This window comes from Raoultibacter timonensis (assembly GCF_022845715.1).
Lineage (GTDB): Bacteria > Actinomycetota > Coriobacteriia > Coriobacteriales > Eggerthellaceae > Raoultibacter > Raoultibacter timonensis.
The window spans coordinates 1,700,648-1,719,928 of record NZ_AP025564.1 but is presented as its reverse complement, the minus strand read 5'-3'; the positions used below and the strand labels follow the sequence as shown (position 1 = coordinate 1,719,928).

The following is a 19,281-nucleotide window of genomic DNA, read 5'->3' as shown; positions in this document are numbered from 1 at the left end:
TTACGCCCCCAGCGTCGGACGGATGACCAGATTGTAGTATGTCGCAGCCGCAATCATGGCGCAGCCTATGATCACGCAGACGATCGCCCAGATGCGCTCGCGCTTCAGGTAGTCTTCTTTGGAAACTCCGCGTGCAGCCGCGCGGTGGGCGGCAAGCGGCTGGCTCACGATGGCGAACACCACCGTGCCGACCGTGAGGCTCGCGAATACGAGCAGCGCAACCACGATCGAAAGCGCCGAGCGCTCGGTGAAGGCCGCGTAGAAGGTGTTGTCGGCGAACAGCCAGATGGGATACCACAGGATGGTTATCCATATACCATGGGCGGGACCCCAGATGGGCGGCAGGAACAACGCCCCGACGTTCACTCTCGGGATGCCTTTGAGGAATTTCTCTTCTTGCGCAATCTGCTCGTCGGTCAGCTCGGCCACGGCTTTCACCTATCGCTTGGGCCCATCCGATCAAACGATCGGCAGGCGGTTCGTGTATCGGCCCCATTATAGCCAAACGAATCCGCCTTCCCCCGCATATCGGCAAGTTTCACGGCCGATGGCTTTGCAGGAAAGAAACGCGAACGGCCGCCCGCGATCAACGCCGGTTCGTTGTGCTAGCATGGCAAGCAAACACCACGCGCCCGTCGGGCGCTCGCACGAAAGAAGGATCCCATGAAGATACTCGCCATTGTCGGATCGCTGCGCAAGGCAAGCTACAACCTGCAACTCGCCGAAGCAGCGGGCACCGTACTTGCGAAAAACCATCCCGATGTGGAGTTCGAGATACTCGATTGGGCGGATGTACCGCTCATGAACCAGGATATCGAGCACCCCGCGCCCGAGCCCGTCGCCCGCGTGAGGGAAAAGGTCAAGCAGGCCGACGGCATCTGGCTGTTCAGCCCCGAATACAACCATTTCTTCCCCGGTACGCTCAAAAACCTGCTCGACTGGCTCTCGCGCCCCGTTAGCGAATCGGAAGGCCAGGTGCTCCGGGGCAAGCCCTTCGCACTCGCCGGCGCATCGCCCGGGATGAGCGGAACCGCACATGCGCAGGACCACCTCGTTACGATGCTCTCGTTTCTGCAGGCGGACATCATGAACGCACCGCGGCTCGCCATTCCCCATATCGGACAGCAGATGGACGGCGGCAAGCTTTCGCTCTCGAGCTCCGCGCCCTACCTCGAAAAGCAAGCGGCGGCTTTCGTCGGCTTCATCGAGCGGCGCCAAGCCCTCTGATCGACCTCGGCTCGCCCGATAGAGCACGCACGAGGCCGCGCGTTCGGCAACGGCACCGCGTGCCCGCACGCGGTCTCACACGGGCTGCTCCGGGCACGCGGTCTCGCGCAAAAGCCGGACAGCGTGCGGCGTGCGGCTTTAGCCGGTTCGGACGGCTTGCGGGCGCGCCGGCTTCACTCCTTGTCCGCAGCGGCCTTGCGCTCGCCCTTGCCCCACTCCGAGATGAGCAGGCCCGCGCACGTCAGCACGACGCCGCAGGCAATCGCCGCAGTCATCGGCTCGCCGAGCACCGCCACCGAAGCCGCCACCGTGATCACCGGCACGAGGTAGATGTAAGCGCTCGTCTTCACCGCGCCGAGGATCTTGACGGCAAGGTTCCAGGTCACAAAGCAGAGCGCTGAAGCACCGAACCCGAGAAACGCCATGTTGGCCACCATGAGCGGATCGGCGAACCGCTCGATGCCGAACTCGAACCCCGTTGCGAACAGGGCGGGAACCATGAACAGAAGCCCCCAGAGAAACGTTCGCTTGGTCATCTGGATATTGTCGTATCCGAACGAGCCGATCTTGCGCGTGATGACCGAGTACACGGCCCACACCGCCGCAGCGCCTACCGCGAGCACATCGCCTACGATCGAACCGCCCCCGAAGACGCTGTCGAACCCCTGCGCGCTGATGAGCACGATGCCCGCCATGGCCACGACGAACCCGACGAAGAAGCTCGGTCGCAGCTTCTCGTCGCGAGCAGCGAAGAACGCGACGATGGCCGTAAAGAACGGGGCGACCGATACGATCACGCCCACGTTCGATGCCGTCGTGTACACGAGCGCGATGTTCTCGAGCAAAAAGTACAGCGTCACGCCGGTGAGTCCCGCCGCCGCGCAGAGCGCCTCCTCGCGCCACGAAGCGAGTTTGAGATGGCGCGGACGCAGTGCCAAAAGGGCGAGAAACCCTATGAGGAACCGGTAGAACAGAATCTCCACCGGCTGAAACTCCGTCAGCAGCACCTTGGTTGAAACGAAGGTGGTACCCCAGATGGCAATCGTCAGAAACGCGAGCAGGTGCCCGCGTGTGTCGGTTGCCGCCACGCTACTTCCCCCCAAGAAAACGCGAAGCGCGATACGCCCCCGGGGATACTCCCGTAACCTCTTTGAACGTGCGTCCGAAATGGGCCTGATCGGCGAATCCGAGCTTCGCAGCGACCTCGGCGGGGCCGGCGCCTGCCGCAAGCAGGCTCCTGGCTTCGATGATCCGGAGCGTCAACAGGTAGCGATACGGCGTTATCCCCTTTTCGCGCGTGAACGCGCGGATGAGGGCGTAGCGGCCCATACCGCCCGCATCGGCCATATCGTCGAGCGTCATCTTCGAGCGATAGCCCTGCTCGATGAAGCGGCAGACCGAAGCGACCGCTTCGGAATCGGGTACGGCGGCAGCCGAACCCAGCTCGTCACGGCGCGCCGAGCTTTCGGCAAGCAGCCGTTCGAAAAAGAGGTAGAACGGCTCCGCATTGCTCGCCCGCCCGCACTCGTCGCCGTCCTCGCATCCCTGAACGTGGCAATCGAGCGCGAGCGCGAACAAGCCGGGATCGCGCATGATCGGCTCGGGGAACAGCGGGCCTCTCGCTGCATCGTACGAAACGCCGAAATCGGCGAGCAGCGCATCCATCACCGGAGCCGCGATGTTGAAGCTGCGGTATTCGAGCTTGGTACCGTCGGCCGACTCGCACGAATGGGGGTCACCCGGGTTGATGACGAGAAGATCGCCGCACATCAGATCAAAGTCGCGTCCCCCCACCGTCAAACGGCGATTGCCTCCGGCGACGACGCCCACCATATAGTAGTCATGAAAATGGCTGGGGAACGGCTCTATCACGCCGAACAGCGTACAGAGCTCCACCTTGACGCCGTTGCCGTAGTCGCGCAGCACTACGCTGCGGGCTCCCGATTCGATATCCTGTTGCACGCGAATCCTTTCTTCCGTCGGACGAGTATAGCCCTCCTCAAGGCTGCGTTCTTGAACAATATTGCGCATGGATGCGATTCCTGCCGCAGGATCCGCACTGCAGTGCGGCGGGTAAAAAAGAACCCGGCTCGAAAGAGCCGGGTTCCCAAAACTATCGGATGTCCGCAGCGAGCTAATGCTCCATGCGATCCTCTCCGACGATCGTGTGCTTCTCGGGGTCGTAGACCAGTCCGCCGTGCTCTTTCCAGAAGAACATGAGCAGCGTCGGCGAGATGCCTTCGATGTTCGCCAGATAGATGTGGATGAACATGAAGACGATGAAGACGTACATCATGAAGTAGTGGATGATGCGCATCGACATGAGGCCGCCCACGAGGTTGGTGCCAGCCGAGAAGAAGCCGAGGTCCATGGTCGGAGCCCACAGGGCGAAGCCGGTGTAGGCCATGACGAGGATCAGGATCGGGATCAGCAGATAGGAGATCTTCTGCGGAACGCCGAGCTTGGCTCCCAGCGGATGGTCTTTCTTGAGGAACAGGTAGTACTTGATCCACGCACCGAGCTGGTGGCGGTTGTCGGTCTGGGGAAGCCAGGTCTTGAAGTCGGCAACCTGCGCGCGCGTGCCGCCTGTCGGCGAGCTCTTCACGAAGAAGGCCATGATGACGCGGACGATGCAGTTGATCAGCAGGATCGCGCCGCAGAACACATGGACGCCGCGGGCAACGCCCATGAACATCGGCCAAAACGGAAAGTGAATCGAGAACCCGGTGATGATCAGGAGGATCATGCAGACGAGGTTGATCCAGTGCGTAATGACGAACGGCATCGGATGTGCTTCGCGGTAGTGTGCGAGATGTGCCATCTTACTTCACCCCCCAAGGGCTTGTGACGGTCTTGAAGCTCTTACCCGTCGCAGGCTCGGTTACGTGCACGGCGCATGCGGTGCAGGGGTCGAAGCTGTGCACGGTGCGCAGCGCGTTGATCGGCATCTCGATATCCTCGACGGGAACGCCGATGAGGGCTTCCTCCATGGGGCCGTTGTTACCCTGGGCGTCGTGCGGTGCGAGGTTCCACGTGGACGGGATGATGATCTGGTAACCCTTGATCTTGCCGTTCTCGACGTCCTCGTGATGGTAGAGAGCGCCGCGCGGAGCCTCCCAGAAGCCCGTACCCGAACCGGTGATGGTCTCGGGCTTGCGGAAGTACTCGGAATCGCCGCCCTTGACAGCCTCCATCAGCTCCTGCACCCATTCCTTCATGAGGCCGGCGATGTAGAGCGTCTCGATCTGGCGGACGGCGGTACGGCCGAGCGTGGACTGAGCCTGGCCGAGCTGGATGCCGAGGGCCGCGGTGAACGCGTTGACCTGCTCGACGATGAACGGCACGTTGCGCTTGTAGGCGACGAGCACGCGGGAGAGGCCGCCGGCCTCTGCGGGCTTGCCGTCGTAAGCGGGGCACTTGACCCAGGTGTAGCGGTCGCTCACCGTGTCGGTGCCCTCTTTGTAGTACTCGGTGAACTCGGGTTCGGTCACGAAGTACGGCGAGGTGTAGGTCTCGTCGCCCTTGTACCACGAGTGGCCCATGTACTCGGTGATCATACTCTCCTCGACATCGGAGAGGTTGAGCTTCTCGTCGAGAACGCCGGCCGGCAGGTAGCGGTCGTTCATTTCCATGTTCTCGTTCTCGAATACGCCCCAGGCGATGTAGCGGCCAACGCCCTTGCCCCAGTTGAGCGCGTCGGCATACGCCGGAGCGATGGCAAGGGTGTCGGGAATCATGGTCGACTCGACCCAGTTGTAAATCTCGTTGACAAGCGCCCACAGATCGTCGAGCTTCTCCTCGGTGGGAACCCACATGGTGCCGCCCGGAACGAGCGTCATGACGTGGGGCATCTTGCCGCCGAGCAGACCAGCGACCTCGGAGGCCTTAGCCTGCATCTGCAGGGCCTCGAGATAGTGGGCGGTGCAGATGAGGTCGAGCTCGGGATCGAGTTTGTAGGCCTGGCCCTTGTCGGCCTCGAACCAAGCGCCCGAGAAGATGGACATCTGGCCGTTGTCGGCGAACTTGGCGAGGCGCTCCTTCAATGCGACGAAGTCGCTGTTGGTGGAGGTGCCTGCCGCGAGAGCCAGATCGTACGCATCGGCGGGATCCGCCTTGAGCGCATTGATCGGGTTCACGTAGTCGAGTGCGGCCAGATTGTAGAACCACAGGATATGGCTGTGGAGGAACTGGGCGCCCTCGAGGAGGTTGCGGATGATACGGGCGTTGTTGGAGATCTTGATCCCGTAGGCATGCTCGCCCGCGATAGCGGAAGAGTGCGCATGGGATACAGGGCACACGCCGCAGATGCGCTGCACGATCTGAGCGGCATCTTCGGGGGTGCGATCCTGAACGACGAGCTCCATGCCGCGGAAACAGCCGCCGGATACCCAAGCCTCAGAAACCTTGCCGTTGGTAACTTCCATCTCAACGCGCAGGTGGCCTTCGATTCGGGTGATCGGATCGATAATTGAACGGGTCATTTACTCCTGGCCTCCCTTCGCGTCGTCGTCATCGTACTTGCCGATGGATTTATCGGGGTGCTTCGCATCCCAAGCGCGCTTCTTCTCGAAGTCGGCGCCGCCGTCCATGCGGCCGGACACCTTCATGCCGAAGCCGTGAACGATGAGCGCACCGGCGACGACTGCGGTCACGATGAGCGCAACGGTGCCGGGCTGGAACACGAAATCGCCGACGCGCAGATCGCGATGGCGCTTGTAGAACGGGGTGTTGACCTCGACCCAGTTCTGGCCGGGGTTCATCGGGTTAGCCTCGCAGCAACCGATGCAGGGGGCGCCGGACTCGACGCACCAGCTGCGGCGGTGGTTCCAGCGAACGATCCCACAGTTCGACTTGGTCTGCGGGCCGCGGCAACCGAGCGGATACAGGCAATAGCCCATGGCTTCTTCGGGTGAGCCGAACTCGTACACGAATTCGCCGTTCTCGAAGTGGCCACGACGCTGGCAGTTGTCATGAATCGTCTGGTCGTAGATAACCGACGGCTTGTTCTCGCCGTTCAGCGCGGGAAGCCGCTGCATGAGCACCACGTCGACCAGGATCGCGACGAGCCACTCGGGGTTCGCCGGGCAACCCGGAACGTTGATGACGGGGGTCTCGACACCGGCCTCCTTGAGATACTGCTGCACGCCGAGCGCATTCGAAGGATTCGGATGCGCGGCCATCCAGCCGCCGTTGACTGCGCACGAACCGAGCGCAACGACCGCATTGGCCTTCTCTGCCGCATGGACGAGAATATCGGTTCCCGTCTCGTTGGCAACGCGGAGAGCCTGGCCGCCCCAATTCTTCAGGACACCGCCCTCGTACACCAATATATAGTTGCCAGCTTCGATCGTCTGCTCTTTCGCCTCTTCCATCGACCAACCGGCTGCGGCGGAAAGCGTCTCGCAATAATTCAGCGAGATCATTTCCAAAACTACTGTCGCAGGGTCCGGTGCATCGGCCTGGGCGAACGATTCGGTACAACCCGTGCAGGATGCTCCTTCGATCCAGATAACCGGATACAGGTTGCCCTTAGTTGCGCCGATCACAGAACTCTCGAGGGCCTGGGCTACCTGCGGAGCAGCGAGCTCGGTTAATCCGGCCGCCACCGCGACAGCGCCGCAGAGTTTCATGAAATCGCGACGGGTTACCCCGCGTTCGGATAGCATTTCCTGAAACTCTGATACAGTGGCCTCTGTTTCCATGTGCACACCTCCTCAGGTGCTCTCGTCTTACTACTACTGTGGGTATTGTCCCCGAGGATGAATTTTTTGTTGTGGACGGTTAAGCCAAGTGCCATTTTTCAGCCGCAAATGGCATCAAAATGTTACAAACATGATTACTCGTAACATATATACCCGATCTCCTGCATAAATGTAGGATGATATGCAACGACCCCGCTCGAAAGCGGGGTCGTTTTCGCATATTCATGCAGAATTCTGCATCGAAATGCACGTCCTCGAAAGATGCACTCCTTCGGCGGAACGTCTAGTAGTTTTCGCAGCGAATCTCGAAGTGGGCCTGCGGATGCGCGCACACGGGGCACTCTTCGGGAGCCTCCGTGCCGATGTGGATGTGCCCGCAGTTGTTGCACTTCCATGCGTACACCTCGCCGCGCTTGAACACCTCGCCGTTGTTGATGCGCTCGATAAGCGTGCGGTAACGCTCCTCGTGCTCCTTCTCGACGCCGGCAACGCCGTCGAACAGCTCGGCCAGATCCTCGAAGCCCTCCTCGCGTGCGACCTTGGCGAACTCGGCGTACATCTCGGTCCACTCCTCGTTCTCGCCCGCTGCGGCGTCGGCGAGGTTGTCGAGCGTCGTGGGGATGGCCCCGCCGTGCAGCGCCTTGAACCAGAGCTTCGCGTGTTCCGCCTCGTTCTTCGACGTTTCCAAGAAGATGTTCTGGATCTGCACGTAACCGTCCTTCTTGGCCTGCGATGCGTAGTACTCGTACTTCGTGTGAGCCTGCGACTCGCCTGCGAACGCGTGCCAGAGATTCTTCTCCGTTTGCGAACCCTTGAGTTCCATGTCCTCGCTCCTCTCGTGCCGGGCCCGATGACCCCGGCCATCCATCTGCCTTCCGTCTGTACGCCCGGCACCCGCGCGCAATCGCGTTCGAGCCGACCGTAGAATGCACTATAGAGCATTGGGCGCAAACGCGGCCTTGTCGTGGAAATATTCCGATAACTTTCCCCAGATGATCGCATGGCGTGCATATCTACGGCTAAGATGGTCGGGTTATCGAAACGCCGCAGACGCGCGTACCTGTCCGCCCGCGGCCCGAAACCGAAGGATGCACCATGACCGAACCGCACGCTCTCGCCTATCTCGGACCGCTCGGAACCTACACCCACGAGGCCGCCCGCGCCTTCGCCGCACGCCTCGGTATCGCCGACCCCGAGTTCATCGAGTGCTCCTCGTTCGACGAGGTGTTCGACTGCGTCGAACGCGGCAAATGCGAGTACGGCGTCGTCGGCATCGAGAACTCGCTCGAGGGATCGGTGACGGCAACGCTCGACAACTTCGCCTTCAACAGCTCGGCGAACATCCTCGGAGAAGAGGTGCTCGACATCCACCATAGCCTGATCCTGCACCCCGAAGCCAAACTCGAGGACGTCACCACGATCGCCTCGCACCACCAGGGGCTCGCGCAGTGCCGCCGCTACATCGCCGAGCGTCTGCCCGGCCGCGACACCATCACCACCTCCTCGACCGCCGAAAGCGCCCGCCTCGCCGCCTCCAACAAGCACATCGCCGGCATCGCGAACGCGTTCGCAGCCGAGCTGTACGGCGCGATCGTGTTCGACGATCAGATCGAAGACCACTTCGGCAACCAGACGTCGTTCGCCCTCATCGCCCGCCAGGGCCATCCGAGCGTGTTCGAAGGCGATCGCCACAAGACGTTTCTTGCGCTGTTCATGCAGATCGACCGTGCGGGCACGCTTTCCATGATCCTCTCGGAGTTCGCCTATGCGGGCATCAACCTCACGATGATCCAATCGCGCCCCACCAAGCAGGCGCTCGGCGACTACATGTTCTTCGTGAGCTTCGAGCGCTCGGTGAGCGATCCCCAGGTGCAGACCGCGCTCAACTGCCTGCGCCTCAAGCTACGCGAAGTGAAGGTGCTCGGCAGCTACCCGATCGCCTAGCACCTGCAGCGACCGGCCGCAGCCGACCCGTCGCACCGATCGGACACCCCGGCAGCCCGCAAAAAAGCGAACGGATGTTTCACGTGAAACATCCGTTCTGTTTTATAGGGCGACACCATCGCCGCAGGCCCGGCGGGAACGCGCACCGCAGCGCCGGCTACCCGAGAAAGCCCAGATGCTCGAGCAGGATCTTGAGGCCGATCAGGATGAGCACGACACCGCCCGCTACGGTGGCGGGCTTACGGAACCGCGATCCGAACTGATTGCCCGTCGCAACGCCGACGAACGACAGCACGAACGTGGTGGCAGCGATGGCTAGAGCCGCCGGCACGATGTCGACGCGCAGGAACGCGAACGTGATGCCGATGGCGAGCGCGTCGATGCTCGTGGCGATCGCGAGCATGACAAGCTCTTTGATGTCGAGGCGCTCTTCGTCCTCCTTGCATTCGGTGCATTCGTCTTCCTCGTGGAACGCATCCCACAGCATTTTGGCGCCGATGAACGCGAGCAGCACGAATGCGATCCAATGATCGATGCTCGTGATGTAGCTTTCGAACTGGGTGCCGAGCGCCCAGCCGATCACGGGCATGATGCCCTGGAAGCCGCCGAAGAACAGCGCGATCACGAGCGCGTGTTTCCAATTGAGCTTGCGCATGCCAAGCCCCTTGCATACCGATACGGCGAACGCGTCCATCGACAATCCGACGGCGATGAGCGCCAATTCAACGAACCCCATAGGTTTCTCCTCTCGCTTGCAGTCCACCGGCCTCTCACCGCACGCGGACGCAAAAAAACCGGTGCATCGCACCGGCCATAAAAAAACGGTGCGACGTCTCGTCACACCGCAAGTCTTGTCAATTAAGGCCAGCCAGCTTCAAAAAGCAGTATGTTGACATGGCCGCGGCCTTTTCGCCGCCGACTACTCCCCTACGGGTTTCGGGTATCCTACCACATAACAAGGCCTACGCGAAGAGAACTTCACCCTCGCGCCTGAAAAACCCTTCCGCCACCATATCGGCGAGAATCGATTCGAAATCGGCCCGATCGACACCGCCGCGACCGGCTTCCCGCTCGAAGGCGTCGAGCTTCGCGAACAGCTCGTCGGAAGCCATCCCCGACTCGGCGAGCACGCATCTGAGCATCTCGGCGCGCTTCTGCCTGCGCGAGCCCTCAAACGCGCTCTGCCGCGCGTAATGGGCGCTCCGGCGCGAGGGGTTGACAGTCGTCTGCTTGAGGTGGGCGCCCCAATCGAGGAGCGCATAGTACCAAGCGCGGGGTCGATCGACCGGGCAGGTTGCCTCGACAAGGGGCACAAGCTCCCGATCGGCCACCTTCTCGGCATCGGGGAACAGCTCGTGGATGAAGACTGTGCGCACGTTCGTCTCGATGTAGACCGACGGCTCGTTGTACGCGAACGATATCACGCCCGCCGCCGTGGCCTGCCCGATACCCGGCAGCTCGGCGAGCTCTTCGCGCGTACGGGGCAACGCGCCCGCGTAGCGCTCGGAGCACTGTTCGGCCGCTCGTTTGAGGGCAAGCGCCCGACGGTTGTAGCCGAGCCCCTGCCACTGTTCGAGTACGAACGCGGTATCGGCGGCCGCAAGGGCGTCGATCGTCGGGAACAGCGCCATGAAACGCTCCCAATGCTTGAGTACGCGCGATACCTGGGTTTGCTGCAGCATGACCTCGGACACGAGCACGCCGTAGGCGTCGTCGATGTTGCGCCAGGGAAGCTCGCGATAGCGGGACGCGCCCTCGGCCCAGACCCGCTCGACGAAGCGTTCGAGATCGAACGCTTCGAGCTCGATAGCAGAATCCGCCACGATAGAAGACCGCCGCTAGACCGCTTCGACGCGATCGGCGCTCTCGGGCGCCCCCGCTTCGGCATCGGCCGGCTTCACGCGCCCCGCGCACATCCACTTGTCGTATTGGGCATCGGGTCCAAGCACCTCGATCACCTTCGGATGCTCATCGCCCAAGGTGAGGATGTCGGCAAGCGTGAAGGCGGCGAAGTAGTCGTTGAGAAGCTTATCGGCACCCTGCCACACGCGGTTGTACGCACAGCCGCCCTGCTTCTCGCAATACTCGGGATCGACGGAGCACAGCGCGACGCTCACCGGCCCCTGCACCGCCTCGAGCACATCGAGCAACGTCACCTTATGGGGATCGCAGTTGAGCACGAGCCCGCCGCGTGCGCCGCGGACCGTCTTGATGAGCCCGCCCTTGACGAGGTCGTGCTGAATGCTGCGTGCGAACGCGTACGGTATGTCCTCCTTCTCGGATATCTCCGAAACCGAAACGTACTGCTCTCCACTCTGAAACGCGGCGCGCAGAATACGGCACGCATAATCGCAGCGTCGTGTTACATCCATCTCGTTACTCCCCTATCCCATTCAGAAGGTCGTCGATCTTGTCGATCTGAGCGCGGAAATCCTCAACGACAGCGTCCTCGAGCTGCCGGTATTCCTCGGAATCGAGCGGTTGGTAAGCCGCCAGCTTCTCGAACATGTTATCGGCCGAAACCGGCATGTAGCGGCGTGCCACCAGGCTCGCCTTATAGGCATCCTCCACCGCTTCACGGGCGGCCATGTAGATGTCGAAGCGCGACATGCCCGCCGAATAGCGCACGAGCGCAGAGCGGTCGATCGAGCGCATCGAAGGATGCTCCGAAGCGATCCGGATCCACAGATCGGCACGCTCCGAAGGCGAGGGGTCGTCGATGTCGACGACCGTCACCGGATCGAGCAGGTCGTAGAAGAACCCGTCGATCTCGCCGTCGCCGCCAGCCGATGCGAGCACGTACACCTCGGGGTTCTCGACCGCCGAGCGGATGAGGTTGATCGCCTCGCGGGCGCCACGGGACAGCTGGGCGTACGCGAACATGCCCATGTCGTCCGAACCGGCATCGGCAAGGGGCGAGCCCCACAGGTCGACGTCTTCGAGCACGAGGATGCCGCCGCCCTCGAAAGCGTTGCGGGCCGCGTTGAGCTTGGGCTGGTTGTCGGCCTGGGCCATGACGCAGAGCACCGGCATGCCCTGGAGGTTCTCCTCCATATGCATGCGAATCGCGGGCAGCCCGATTTCACCGAGCGTCGCCGACATGAACTGGTTGGCGTCCTCGCGCACCGGCGCGCGGAACAGGTAGGTGTCGATGATGGGCATCTTCTTGAGTCCGTGGCGCACGTTGAGCGTTTCGACGAGCTCCTGGAACTGGGGGTCGTCCTGCATTCCCACGCCGAACCCGTTCATCGTCTTCACGGCATCGCGGAAGCCCACGATGTCGCGGTAGGTAAGCCGCTCGACGAACTTTACGTCCGAAGACGCATCGTCCGCCTTGTCGGCTTGAGCATCGCTTCCTTGGGTGCCGCCCGATGCATCGCCGCCGCCTAGCCCCTTGGCCTTCTCCCCCGCGGTCCCCCCGTGCAGGGGAATGAGCGAAGGTGCGCCCGCCTGGCGGTGTTCGACCTTCATCATGAGGGGATGCGCCGACAGCCCGAGGAAATCCTGCGAGATCATGTCGGTCATGTCCTCGAGGTCCTCGCGCGTAAGGCCGAACTCCTCGAGCTTGTCGAGAGCCAAGCGCTGCAGCTGCTCGGCGCAGTCGGCGACCTCTTCGGGAGTCATGTACGGCTCGAGCTTCTCGAAGATGTACTCGGCCAAAGAGCGCTCCTTGAGCTTGCAGGCCAAGCGCCATGCCTGGCGCAAGCCGTCGATCGCGGCGCTATCGGGCATGTAGGCTCCATGGGTCGCCTTCTCGAAGGCCGCCAGGTAGAGGTGCATGCCCAAAACGGCATCGCCTGCCGCGCACGCCTGGGAGGCGCGGCGCAGGTATTCTGCCGACGTATTGTTCGTATCGTTGTTCTGACTTGGTGAGCTGTTCGTATCCGCATCGTTTTCAAACATCGTCTCTCACCCCTTTTCGCTCGCGTGTCTGGTACGGAGTAAATGTGTAAGTTCGGGTATCATTTTAATATGCCAACGCCTTGCCCAGGCGGTAAAGATCGTATTATGCAGAAAACGTCACACAACCGAGACGTCGTCGCCACCGTACGTCCACGCGTGCATCGCGCTTACAGGTAATATACTACAGTATCATCCGACCGCATCGGCCGGCGTCAATCCCAATCGAGTATCTCCCAGCCCTTCCGCCGCGCCGTCCGCGCAAGCGGCTTGTCCGGTGTGACCGCGAACGCGCGTTTGGCCGCCGACAGAAGCGCCCTATCCGAATGATGATCGCCGTAGGCGTAGCCGAGTTCCCAATTGTCCCGCCCGTAGCGCTCGTCCGCGTAGCGCCTTATCGCAGCCACCTTCTCTTCGCCTTCGATCGGCAGGCCCTCGACCTCGCACGTATAGCAGCCCCCGCCATCGATGCGCATGCGCGTGGAAACCTGATGGTCGAACCGGTGGAATTCCATGGCGCGCAGGATGATCGGCTCGAACGTTGCCGACACGATCACGACATCGTGGCCGGCCGCTGCATGGGCGGCCATCGTCTCGTCGGCCTGCCTGCGAAACCGCCGATCGACCTTCTCGTCGTAGAACTTCCGCATGAACGCATCGGCCTGCTCGTGCGGCATTCCGAGAAACGCCCTGAACACCAGTCCGCGAACCCAACTCTCGTTCTGCGGCAGGCGCAGCTTGTAGGCAGCCGCCCATAGAAGGATCCTCAGCACGACGGTGTTCTCGAGCATATCGTGCTGCATGAGGTAGCGGACCAGCATCACCGGCGAATTGCCCGAGATGCTCGTTCCGTCGAAATCGAACACCGCAAGCTCAACCGGTTCGGTTGCAGATCCGGCCCCATCGCCCGCAGACGGCGCAGCAACTTCGCCCCCCATCGGGCTTCCAGCGCCTTCGCCGCACGTCTGCGGCTGCCCCGACAGGTTCGCCGGAGCAGCCGTTTGCTTATCGTTATGAATGTCAGCCATGCCCTAATCTCTACAGTCCGAACTCGACGCGTGGGTCGCAGCGGGCGTGAGACGTGCGCGCTTGCGGCTTACTCTTCCACTTCGTCGATGCAGTCAACGAACTGTGAATTATACAGCTCGGAGTAAAAACCGCCAAGCGCCAGTAATTCCTCGTGCGTTCCCTGCTCCACGATATCGCCGTCCCGGATCACGAGAATCAGATCGGCGTTCTTGATCGTCGAGAGGCGGTGCGCGATAACGAACGACGTGCGGCCCCTCATGAGGTTGTCCATCGCCTTCTGGATGCGCTCTTCCGTTCTCGTATCGACCGAGCTCGTCGCCTCGTCTAAGATGAGCATGCGGCGATTCGCAAGAATGGCGCGTGCGATCGTCAGAAGCTGCCTCTGGCCTTGGCTGATGTTGCTCGCATCCTCGTTGATCTCCATGTCGTAGCCGCCGGGCTGCGTCTGGATGAAGTGGTGGGCGTAGGCGGCCTTGGCGGCGGCCTCGACCTCTTCGTCGGTCGCGTTCAAGTCACCGTAGCGGATGTTCTCGCGTATCGTGCCCTTGAACAGCCACGTATCCTGCAGCACCATGCCGAACATCGATCGGAGGTCGTCGCGGGCGAAATCGCGGATATCGTGTCCGCCGATGCGAATGGCTCCCGAGTTCACGTCGTAGAAGCGCATGAGCAGCTTTACCATGGTGGTTTTGCCCGCGCCGGTCGGTCCGACGAGTGCAACCGTCTGGCCCTCGGTCACCTTCGCGGAGAAGTCGTTGATGACGATCTTGTCCGGCGAATACCCGAAACGGACGTGATCGAACTCGACCTTGCATTCGACGTCCTTCGATGCCACCAGCGCATCGTCGGGCGTCTCTTCGGGCTCGTCGAGGAACTCGAATACGCGCTCTGCAGCGGCCGCCATCTGCTGCAGCACGTTGGAAACCTGCGTAAGCTGCGTGATGGGCTGCGTGAAGTTCTTCACGTACTGGATGAACGCCTGGATGTCGCCGACCGTGATGATGCCCTGGACGGCCAAGAAGCTGCCTGCAATGGCCACGGCCACGTAGCCGAGGTTGCCTACGAACGTCATGATGGGCATCATGAGACCCGATATGAACTGCGATTTCCACGCCGATTCGTAGAGCTTCGCGTTCGTCTGATCGAACTGGGCCGCCGTCGCGTCTTCCTGGCCGAACGCCTTCACGATGGCGTGTCCCGAGAACGTCTCCTCAACCTGGCCGTTGATCGCGCCGAGCGTTTTCTGCTGGGCCTTGAAGTAACCTTGGCTCCGCTTGACCACAACGGCGATCAGCACGATCGAGATGGGCACCATGACCACGGTGATGAGCGTCATGAGCGGGTTGATCGAAAGCATCATGACGAACACGCCGACGATGGTCGTGATCGAGGTGATGAGCTGCGTTACGCCCTGGTTGAGGCTCTGGCCGAGCGTGTCGACGTCGTTGGTGATGCGAGAAAGCGTATCGCCCACCGAGTTGCGCTCGAAGTACCCCATCGGCATGCGGTCGATCTTCTCTGAAATGCGCTTGCGCATAAGATAGCTCGTCCGTTGCGAGACCGAGCTCATCATCCAACCCTGGATAAAAGAGCAGATCGCCGACAGGAGGTAGAGTCCGAGCGTGAACAGAAGGATGCGCGCGATCGCATCGAAATCGATGCCGCCCGTTCCCGCGATTTTGGCCCCGATGCCGTTGAACAGCTCGGTGGTCGCCGTCGAGAGCACCTTGGGACCGATGATGTTGAAGATGGTGGAGCCGATGGCGAACACGAACACGATGGCGATGGCCACCTTGAAGTTGCCCATGAACTTGAGCATCTTCAGAAGCGTGCCTTTCAGGTCTTTGGGCTTCTCGCCGGCCATCATGGCGCCGGGGCCGTGCCCTGCGCCGAATCCGCGCCGCGGCGCCCTCTTCGTCTCTGCTGCGCTCATGCCGCATCACCTCCCCCGAGTTCCGCCGCCGAGAGCTGCGAAAGCGCTATCTCGCGGTACGGTTCGCAATCCACCATGAGCTCCTCATGGGTTCCCTTGCCTACCACGCGCCCCTCGTCGAGCACGACGATCTGATCGGCGTTGAGCACCGTCGAGATGCGCTGCGCCACGATCACCACCGTCGCCTCCCCGAGCTGGGTATGGAGGGCCTGCCTGAGCGCCGCATCGGTCTTGTAGTCGAGCGCCGAGAAGCTGTCGTCGAACAAGAACGCGCGCGCTCCCGTCGCCAACGCCCTCGCGATCGCGAGGCGCTGGCGCTGACCTCCCGATACGTTGGTGCCTCCCTGCGATATGTCGCTTTGGAAGCCCTCCTCCTTCGAATCGATGAACTCGGTCGCCTGCGCGATGGACGCGGCTCGCTCGATGCTGTCCTCGGACATGCCCTCGTCGGAGTAGGCGATGTTCGAAGCGATGGTGCCCGAGAACAAAAACGCCTTCTGGGGCACGTATCCGAGCATGCTGCGCAGCTTGCCCTGGGAAAGGTCGCGCACGTCGACGCCGTCGATGGTCACCGATCCGCTCGTTACGTCATAGAAGCGCTCGATAAGCTTGATCACCGTCGACTTGCCCGATCCGGTCGACCCGATGATGGCGGTCGTCTTCCCCGGCTCGGCGGTGAAATCGACATGCTCGAGCACGCACTCGCTCGAATCCTCGTACTTGAAGCACACATCGTTGAATGCGATGCGCGCACCGCCCCCAGACGCCATGCGGTCGTCCTCGCTCTGCTCGGGATCGCAGATCGTCGTCTCGGTATCGAGCACTTCGTTGACGCGCTGCGCGGCAACGTCGGCACGGGGCAGCATGATGGAGATCATGCCGATCATCAAGAACGACATGATGATGACCATGGAATAGGTGATAAACGCGATCAGATCGCCCGTCTGGATGGTGCCGTTGTCGATATAGGAGCCGCCCACCCACACGATGAGCACCGAGATGCCGTTCATGACGAGCATCATCACCGGCATCATAAACGTCATGACGCGGTTGGTGAAGAGCTGTGTTTTCATGAGCTTCGTGCTGGCCGCATCGAAGCGTTCCTCTTCGAACCGCTGGCGGTCGAACGCGCGGATGACCGGCAGGCCCGTGAGGATCTCGCGCGAAACGAGGTTCACGCGGTCGATGAGCTTCTGCATGATCTTGAACTTGGGCATCGCCACCACCATGAGCAGCGCCACCAGGATGCCGATGATCACCACCGCTATGACGATGATCCAGCTCATGGCGAAGTTGGTCTGCGACACCATAATGATGCCGCCGATGGCGAGGATGGGCGAATACAGCACCATGCGCAGCAGCATGACCGTGACCATCTGAATCTGCTGGATGTCGTTGGTGCCGCGCGTGATGAGCGAGGCGGCCGAGAAGCTCTGCACTTCGGCATCGGAGAAGGAAACGACCTTCTTGAACAGCTTTTCGCGAAGGCCCCGTCCGATCTTGGCCGCGGTCCGCGAAGCGATGAGCCCGATGAGGATGGCCGCGACCATCCCGAGCGCCGCAAGCCCGAGCATGATGGCGCCGATGCGCAGAAGGTAGCCCATCTGCATGGCGCCCATGTCGTAGCCGAGCTCTTCGTACTCGCCGATGGCGGCTTGGATAGCCTGCTGCTCAACCAGGGAATCGCCCACGTCGCCCATCTTCGCCTTCGCCTCGTCGACCATCTCGAGAAGCTGGTCTTTGGTGACGGCGCCCGAATCGTAGGCCGCCTTGAGCTGGGCGATGTCGACGTCGGGGATCTGCCCCGCATAGTGTATGACCACAAGCGGCATGGCCATGACCGAATCGAGTTCTTCGATCTCGCCTCGGCCCGTGTCGTTGAGCTTGTAGGTGCCTTGATCGGTTTCAGTGTAGGCGGCGCGCACCATAGCCTCGTCCTCGGCCGGCACGAGCATGCAGACCTCGTCGAAGGTTTCAGCGCGCATTTCGTCGAGCGCGACATGCTCCACGCCCGATTGCTGGATTCCGACGTCGACGATGTGCGACGTGTAGCGCGGCAGCGAGAGGTCGGTGAACGCCTGCACGATGAGCAGCGCCACGACCAGCAGGACCGCGATCTTGGAATCCTTGAGATAACGGATTATTCGCATGGGTATCCTTTTCGAATCAAACCTGTGGGAACCGTACTATTGCTTCGTCCGAGGGCAATGATGATCGACGCGTTCGATCTTTCCCTCCTCCGCTTGTTTTTCATGGAAGTCGAGGATCTTGTGCAGCGTGGCGACCATATGATCGATGTCCTCGACGCCGACGTACTCGACCATCTCGCTCAGGTGCCGTTCGCGCATGGCATCGGCCTCCTTCGCGATCTCGGCCCCCCGCTCGGTAAGCTCGAGGGAAACGGCGCGGAAATCGTCGCTTACGCGATGGCGCTCCACGTAGCCCTTCTCTTCGAGGAGCTTGAGCGTCTGCGAGAGCGCGCTCGGCGTCATGTGCATGCGCTCGGCGAGGAAGCGCGGCTGGATGGTCCGCTCGCCCTCAAGCCGGGCCGTGTAGATGCCCACGACAATGCGAGACTCCGAAAAGGTGAGCCCTTCCGGGGTAAGAAACGGGATATAGGCCCCCTTTCTGAATCGCCTCATGATCTCAAGCAGCCCTTGTTTGGTTTCCTTTGGCAAATCGGCCATACTGCATCCTTTTCGTTTCCTCCGCGAAAAGCTTCCGCGAGGAATCCGCCGCACAAGCAACCTCGTTTCGGCCATACAATTTAGCTTCTAAACAATATCACTACTTAATTGTTTTGCAACAGGGTTATCGTTTCGTAGGAAACCTTTCACAGTTCGCACATTCGACGGCGCTGAGGGCCCGGCGCAAAGCACCCCATGCGGCGGGCGGGTACGAAAGCAACCCCGCAGCGCAAACGGACCGCAGGCGTCAGCTCCGCAGTAAAAATCCTCGACTCGGAAAGCGGCGAACAGACGCTTGGATACTCGGCGCAGCTGCACAGCCTATGGCGAAGAACGGCTTTCCGCAACCGAGGGACCAGGTGCCGAGCATACGCGTGGCGCCTCCCAGGCGATGCCACGCAGCGCATGCCAGCGAATAGCCCGACAACAAGCCGAATGCAGGCGCGCCGATGGCGGCCCGCGAAACGCGCAGCCGATGCGCCGTGCGCGCATCGCACTCGGCTCGCTATCGCCGAAGCGCCCCGGACGCGCTGATACCGCCGTCATGGGCGCACCTGCACCGAATTCAGCATCGGATGGGATACGGCAGGCGGTCAAAGCGGCTTTTGGACAAACGGTTCCTGGAAAGCTGTTTCGGCAAAGCTCCGCAAACTCGCTTGACCTATGCCCCGCTATGAAAAAACCTCCCGAAGGAGGTTTGATTTCAGATGGCGGGATGTACGAGACTCGAACTCGCGACCTCCGACGTGACAGGCCGGCGCTCTAACCAACTGAGCTAACACCCCGTGCTTTCAGCAGCGTTGGATATTCTACTGGACAACCTGATCTTGCGCAATACCCTATTTTCAAACTTTTTTTC

Annotated in this window: 17 protein-coding genes and 1 tRNA gene; 2 read left to right on the top strand and 16 right to left on the bottom strand. The window is 61.5% G+C overall.

Translation table 11 applies throughout. The features are described from left to right. Positions 1 to 429 carry a viscotoxin-A3 gene (locus MWL89_RS06910; protein WP_244412326.1) on the bottom strand — a complete coding sequence of 143 codons (429 nt, stop codon included), beginning with the start codon at positions 427 to 429 and terminating at the stop codon, positions 1 to 3. 234 nt (positions 430 to 663) lie between these two features. On the opposite strand from MWL89_RS06910, the gene MWL89_RS06905 reads away from it, so the two are divergent. Then, a complete protein-coding gene (locus MWL89_RS06905) occupies positions 664 to 1,227 on the top strand; it encodes an NADPH-dependent FMN reductase (protein WP_244412324.1) in 564 nt (187 codons plus the stop codon). 173 nt (positions 1,228 to 1,400) lie between these two features. On the opposite strand, the gene MWL89_RS06900 is transcribed toward MWL89_RS06905, so the two are convergent. The 6 genes from MWL89_RS06900 to rbr all read right to left on the bottom strand — a co-directional run bounded on the left by MWL89_RS06900 (position 1,401) and on the right by rbr (position 7,752). Further along, positions 1,401 to 2,315 carry a DMT family transporter gene (locus tag MWL89_RS06900; protein ID WP_244412322.1) on the bottom strand — a complete coding sequence of 305 codons (915 nt, stop codon included), beginning with the start codon at positions 2,313 to 2,315 and terminating at the stop codon, positions 1,401 to 1,403. A 1-nt stretch (position 2,316) separates the two neighbouring features. Beyond that, complete coding sequence (locus tag MWL89_RS06895; RefSeq protein WP_244412320.1) at positions 2,317 to 3,189, bottom strand: AraC family transcriptional regulator; 873 nt, start codon at positions 3,187 to 3,189, stop codon at positions 2,317 to 2,319. A gap of 172 nt (positions 3,190 to 3,361) precedes the next feature. After that, a complete protein-coding gene (locus MWL89_RS06890) occupies positions 3,362 to 4,048 on the bottom strand; it encodes a cytochrome b/b6 domain-containing protein (RefSeq protein ID WP_102378393.1) in 687 nt (228 codons plus the stop codon). A gap of 1 nt (position 4,049) precedes the next feature. Next, a complete protein-coding gene (locus MWL89_RS06885; protein ID WP_102378394.1) occupies positions 4,050 to 5,708 on the bottom strand; it encodes a nickel-dependent hydrogenase large subunit in 1,659 nt (552 codons plus the stop codon). Then, entirely contained in the window at positions 5,709 to 6,929 is a 1,221-nt protein-coding gene (locus tag MWL89_RS06880; RefSeq protein ID WP_102378395.1) for a hydrogenase small subunit, read from the bottom strand. It lies immediately after the preceding gene. A 283-nt stretch (positions 6,930 to 7,212) separates the two neighbouring features. Continuing rightward, positions 7,213 to 7,752 carry a rubrerythrin gene (gene rbr / locus MWL89_RS06875; RefSeq protein ID WP_102378396.1) on the bottom strand — a complete coding sequence of 180 codons (540 nt, stop codon included), beginning with the start codon at positions 7,750 to 7,752 and terminating at the stop codon, positions 7,213 to 7,215. A gap of 272 nt (positions 7,753 to 8,024) precedes the next feature. Between rbr and pheA the strand changes: the two genes are divergently transcribed. Beyond that, complete coding sequence (gene pheA, locus MWL89_RS06870) at positions 8,025 to 8,873, top strand: prephenate dehydratase (protein WP_244412318.1); 849 nt, start codon at positions 8,025 to 8,027, stop codon at positions 8,871 to 8,873. Positions 8,874 to 9,030: 157 nt separating this feature from the next. Here the strand turns inward: pheA and MWL89_RS06865 are convergent, their stop codons facing one another. From MWL89_RS06865 to MWL89_RS06825, 9 genes are all read right to left on the bottom strand, one after another. Continuing rightward, positions 9,031 to 9,609, bottom strand: a complete 579-nt coding sequence (locus MWL89_RS06865; RefSeq protein WP_244412316.1) for a manganese efflux pump MntP — start codon at positions 9,607 to 9,609, stop codon at positions 9,031 to 9,033. A gap of 226 nt (positions 9,610 to 9,835) precedes the next feature. Then, positions 9,836 to 10,696, bottom strand: coding sequence for an HhH-GPD family protein (locus MWL89_RS06860; protein WP_244412314.1), 861 nt, complete (start codon positions 10,694 to 10,696; stop codon positions 9,836 to 9,838). A gap of 15 nt (positions 10,697 to 10,711) precedes the next feature. Next, positions 10,712 to 11,245 (bottom strand): RrF2 family transcriptional regulator, encoded by a 534-nt coding sequence (locus tag MWL89_RS06855; protein ID WP_244412312.1) that lies wholly within the window; start codon positions 11,243 to 11,245, stop codon positions 10,712 to 10,714. 4 nt (positions 11,246 to 11,249) lie between these two features. Beyond that, positions 11,250 to 12,776 carry a ribonucleotide reductase subunit alpha gene (locus tag MWL89_RS06850; protein ID WP_102378400.1) on the bottom strand — a complete coding sequence of 509 codons (1,527 nt, stop codon included), beginning with the start codon at positions 12,774 to 12,776 and terminating at the stop codon, positions 11,250 to 11,252. 212 nt (positions 12,777 to 12,988) lie between these two features. Next, positions 12,989 to 13,801 carry an HAD family hydrolase gene (locus MWL89_RS06845; protein ID WP_244412310.1) on the bottom strand — a complete coding sequence of 271 codons (813 nt, stop codon included), beginning with the start codon at positions 13,799 to 13,801 and terminating at the stop codon, positions 12,989 to 12,991. 68 nt (positions 13,802 to 13,869) lie between these two features. Then, a complete protein-coding gene (locus MWL89_RS06840; RefSeq protein ID WP_244412308.1) occupies positions 13,870 to 15,735 on the bottom strand; it encodes an ABC transporter ATP-binding protein in 1,866 nt (621 codons plus the stop codon). Continuing rightward, entirely contained in the window at positions 15,732 to 17,885 is a 2,154-nt protein-coding gene (locus tag MWL89_RS06835) for an ABC transporter ATP-binding protein (protein ID WP_244412306.1), read from the bottom strand. The genes MWL89_RS06840 and MWL89_RS06835 overlap by 4 nt, the downstream gene beginning before the upstream one ends. A gap of 36 nt (positions 17,886 to 17,921) precedes the next feature. Continuing rightward, positions 17,922 to 18,422 (bottom strand): MarR family winged helix-turn-helix transcriptional regulator, encoded by a 501-nt coding sequence (locus tag MWL89_RS06830; RefSeq protein WP_244412304.1) that lies wholly within the window; start codon positions 18,420 to 18,422, stop codon positions 17,922 to 17,924. Positions 18,423 to 19,130: 708 nt separating this feature from the next. Continuing rightward, positions 19,131 to 19,207: transfer RNA gene (locus tag MWL89_RS06825), tRNA-Asp, on the bottom strand. Positions 19,208 to 19,281: the final 74 nt, after the last annotated feature.

What these genes read in the sequence shown, in the direction of transcription:
- MWL89_RS06905 (WP_244412324.1), top strand. Translation starts at nt 664, where the DNA reads ATGAAGATACTCGCCATTGTCGGATCGCTGCGCAAGGCAAGCTACAAC.
- MWL89_RS06890 (WP_102378393.1), bottom strand. Translation starts at nt 4,048, where the DNA reads ATGGCACATCTCGCACACTACCGCGAAGCACATCCGATGCCGTTCGTC.
- MWL89_RS06885 (WP_102378394.1), bottom strand. Translation starts at nt 5,708, where the DNA reads ATGACCCGTTCAATTATCGATCCGATCACCCGAATCGAAGGCCACCTG.
- MWL89_RS06880 (WP_102378395.1), bottom strand. Translation starts at nt 6,929, where the DNA reads ATGGAAACAGAGGCCACTGTATCAGAGTTTCAGGAAATGCTATCCGAA.
- rbr (WP_102378396.1), bottom strand. Translation starts at nt 7,752, where the DNA reads ATGGAACTCAAGGGTTCGCAAACGGAGAAGAATCTCTGGCACGCGTTC.
- pheA (WP_244412318.1), top strand. Translation starts at nt 8,025, where the DNA reads ATGACCGAACCGCACGCTCTCGCCTATCTCGGACCGCTCGGAACCTAC.
- MWL89_RS06865 (WP_244412316.1), bottom strand. Translation starts at nt 9,609, where the DNA reads ATGGGGTTCGTTGAATTGGCGCTCATCGCCGTCGGATTGTCGATGGAC.
- MWL89_RS06855 (WP_244412312.1), bottom strand. Translation starts at nt 11,245, where the DNA reads ATGGATGTAACACGACGCTGCGATTATGCGTGCCGTATTCTGCGCGCC.
- MWL89_RS06850 (WP_102378400.1), bottom strand. Translation starts at nt 12,776, where the DNA reads ATGTTTGAAAACGATGCGGATACGAACAGCTCACCAAGTCAGAACAAC.
- MWL89_RS06845 (WP_244412310.1), bottom strand. Translation starts at nt 13,801, where the DNA reads ATGGCTGACATTCATAACGATAAGCAAACGGCTGCTCCGGCGAACCTG.
- MWL89_RS06840 (WP_244412308.1), bottom strand. Translation starts at nt 15,735, where the DNA reads ATGAGCGCAGCAGAGACGAAGAGGGCGCCGCGGCGCGGATTCGGCGCA.
- MWL89_RS06835 (WP_244412306.1), bottom strand. Translation starts at nt 17,885, where the DNA reads ATGCGAATAATCCGTTATCTCAAGGATTCCAAGATCGCGGTCCTGCTG.
- MWL89_RS06830 (WP_244412304.1), bottom strand. Translation starts at nt 18,422, where the DNA reads ATGGCCGATTTGCCAAAGGAAACCAAACAAGGGCTGCTTGAGATCATG.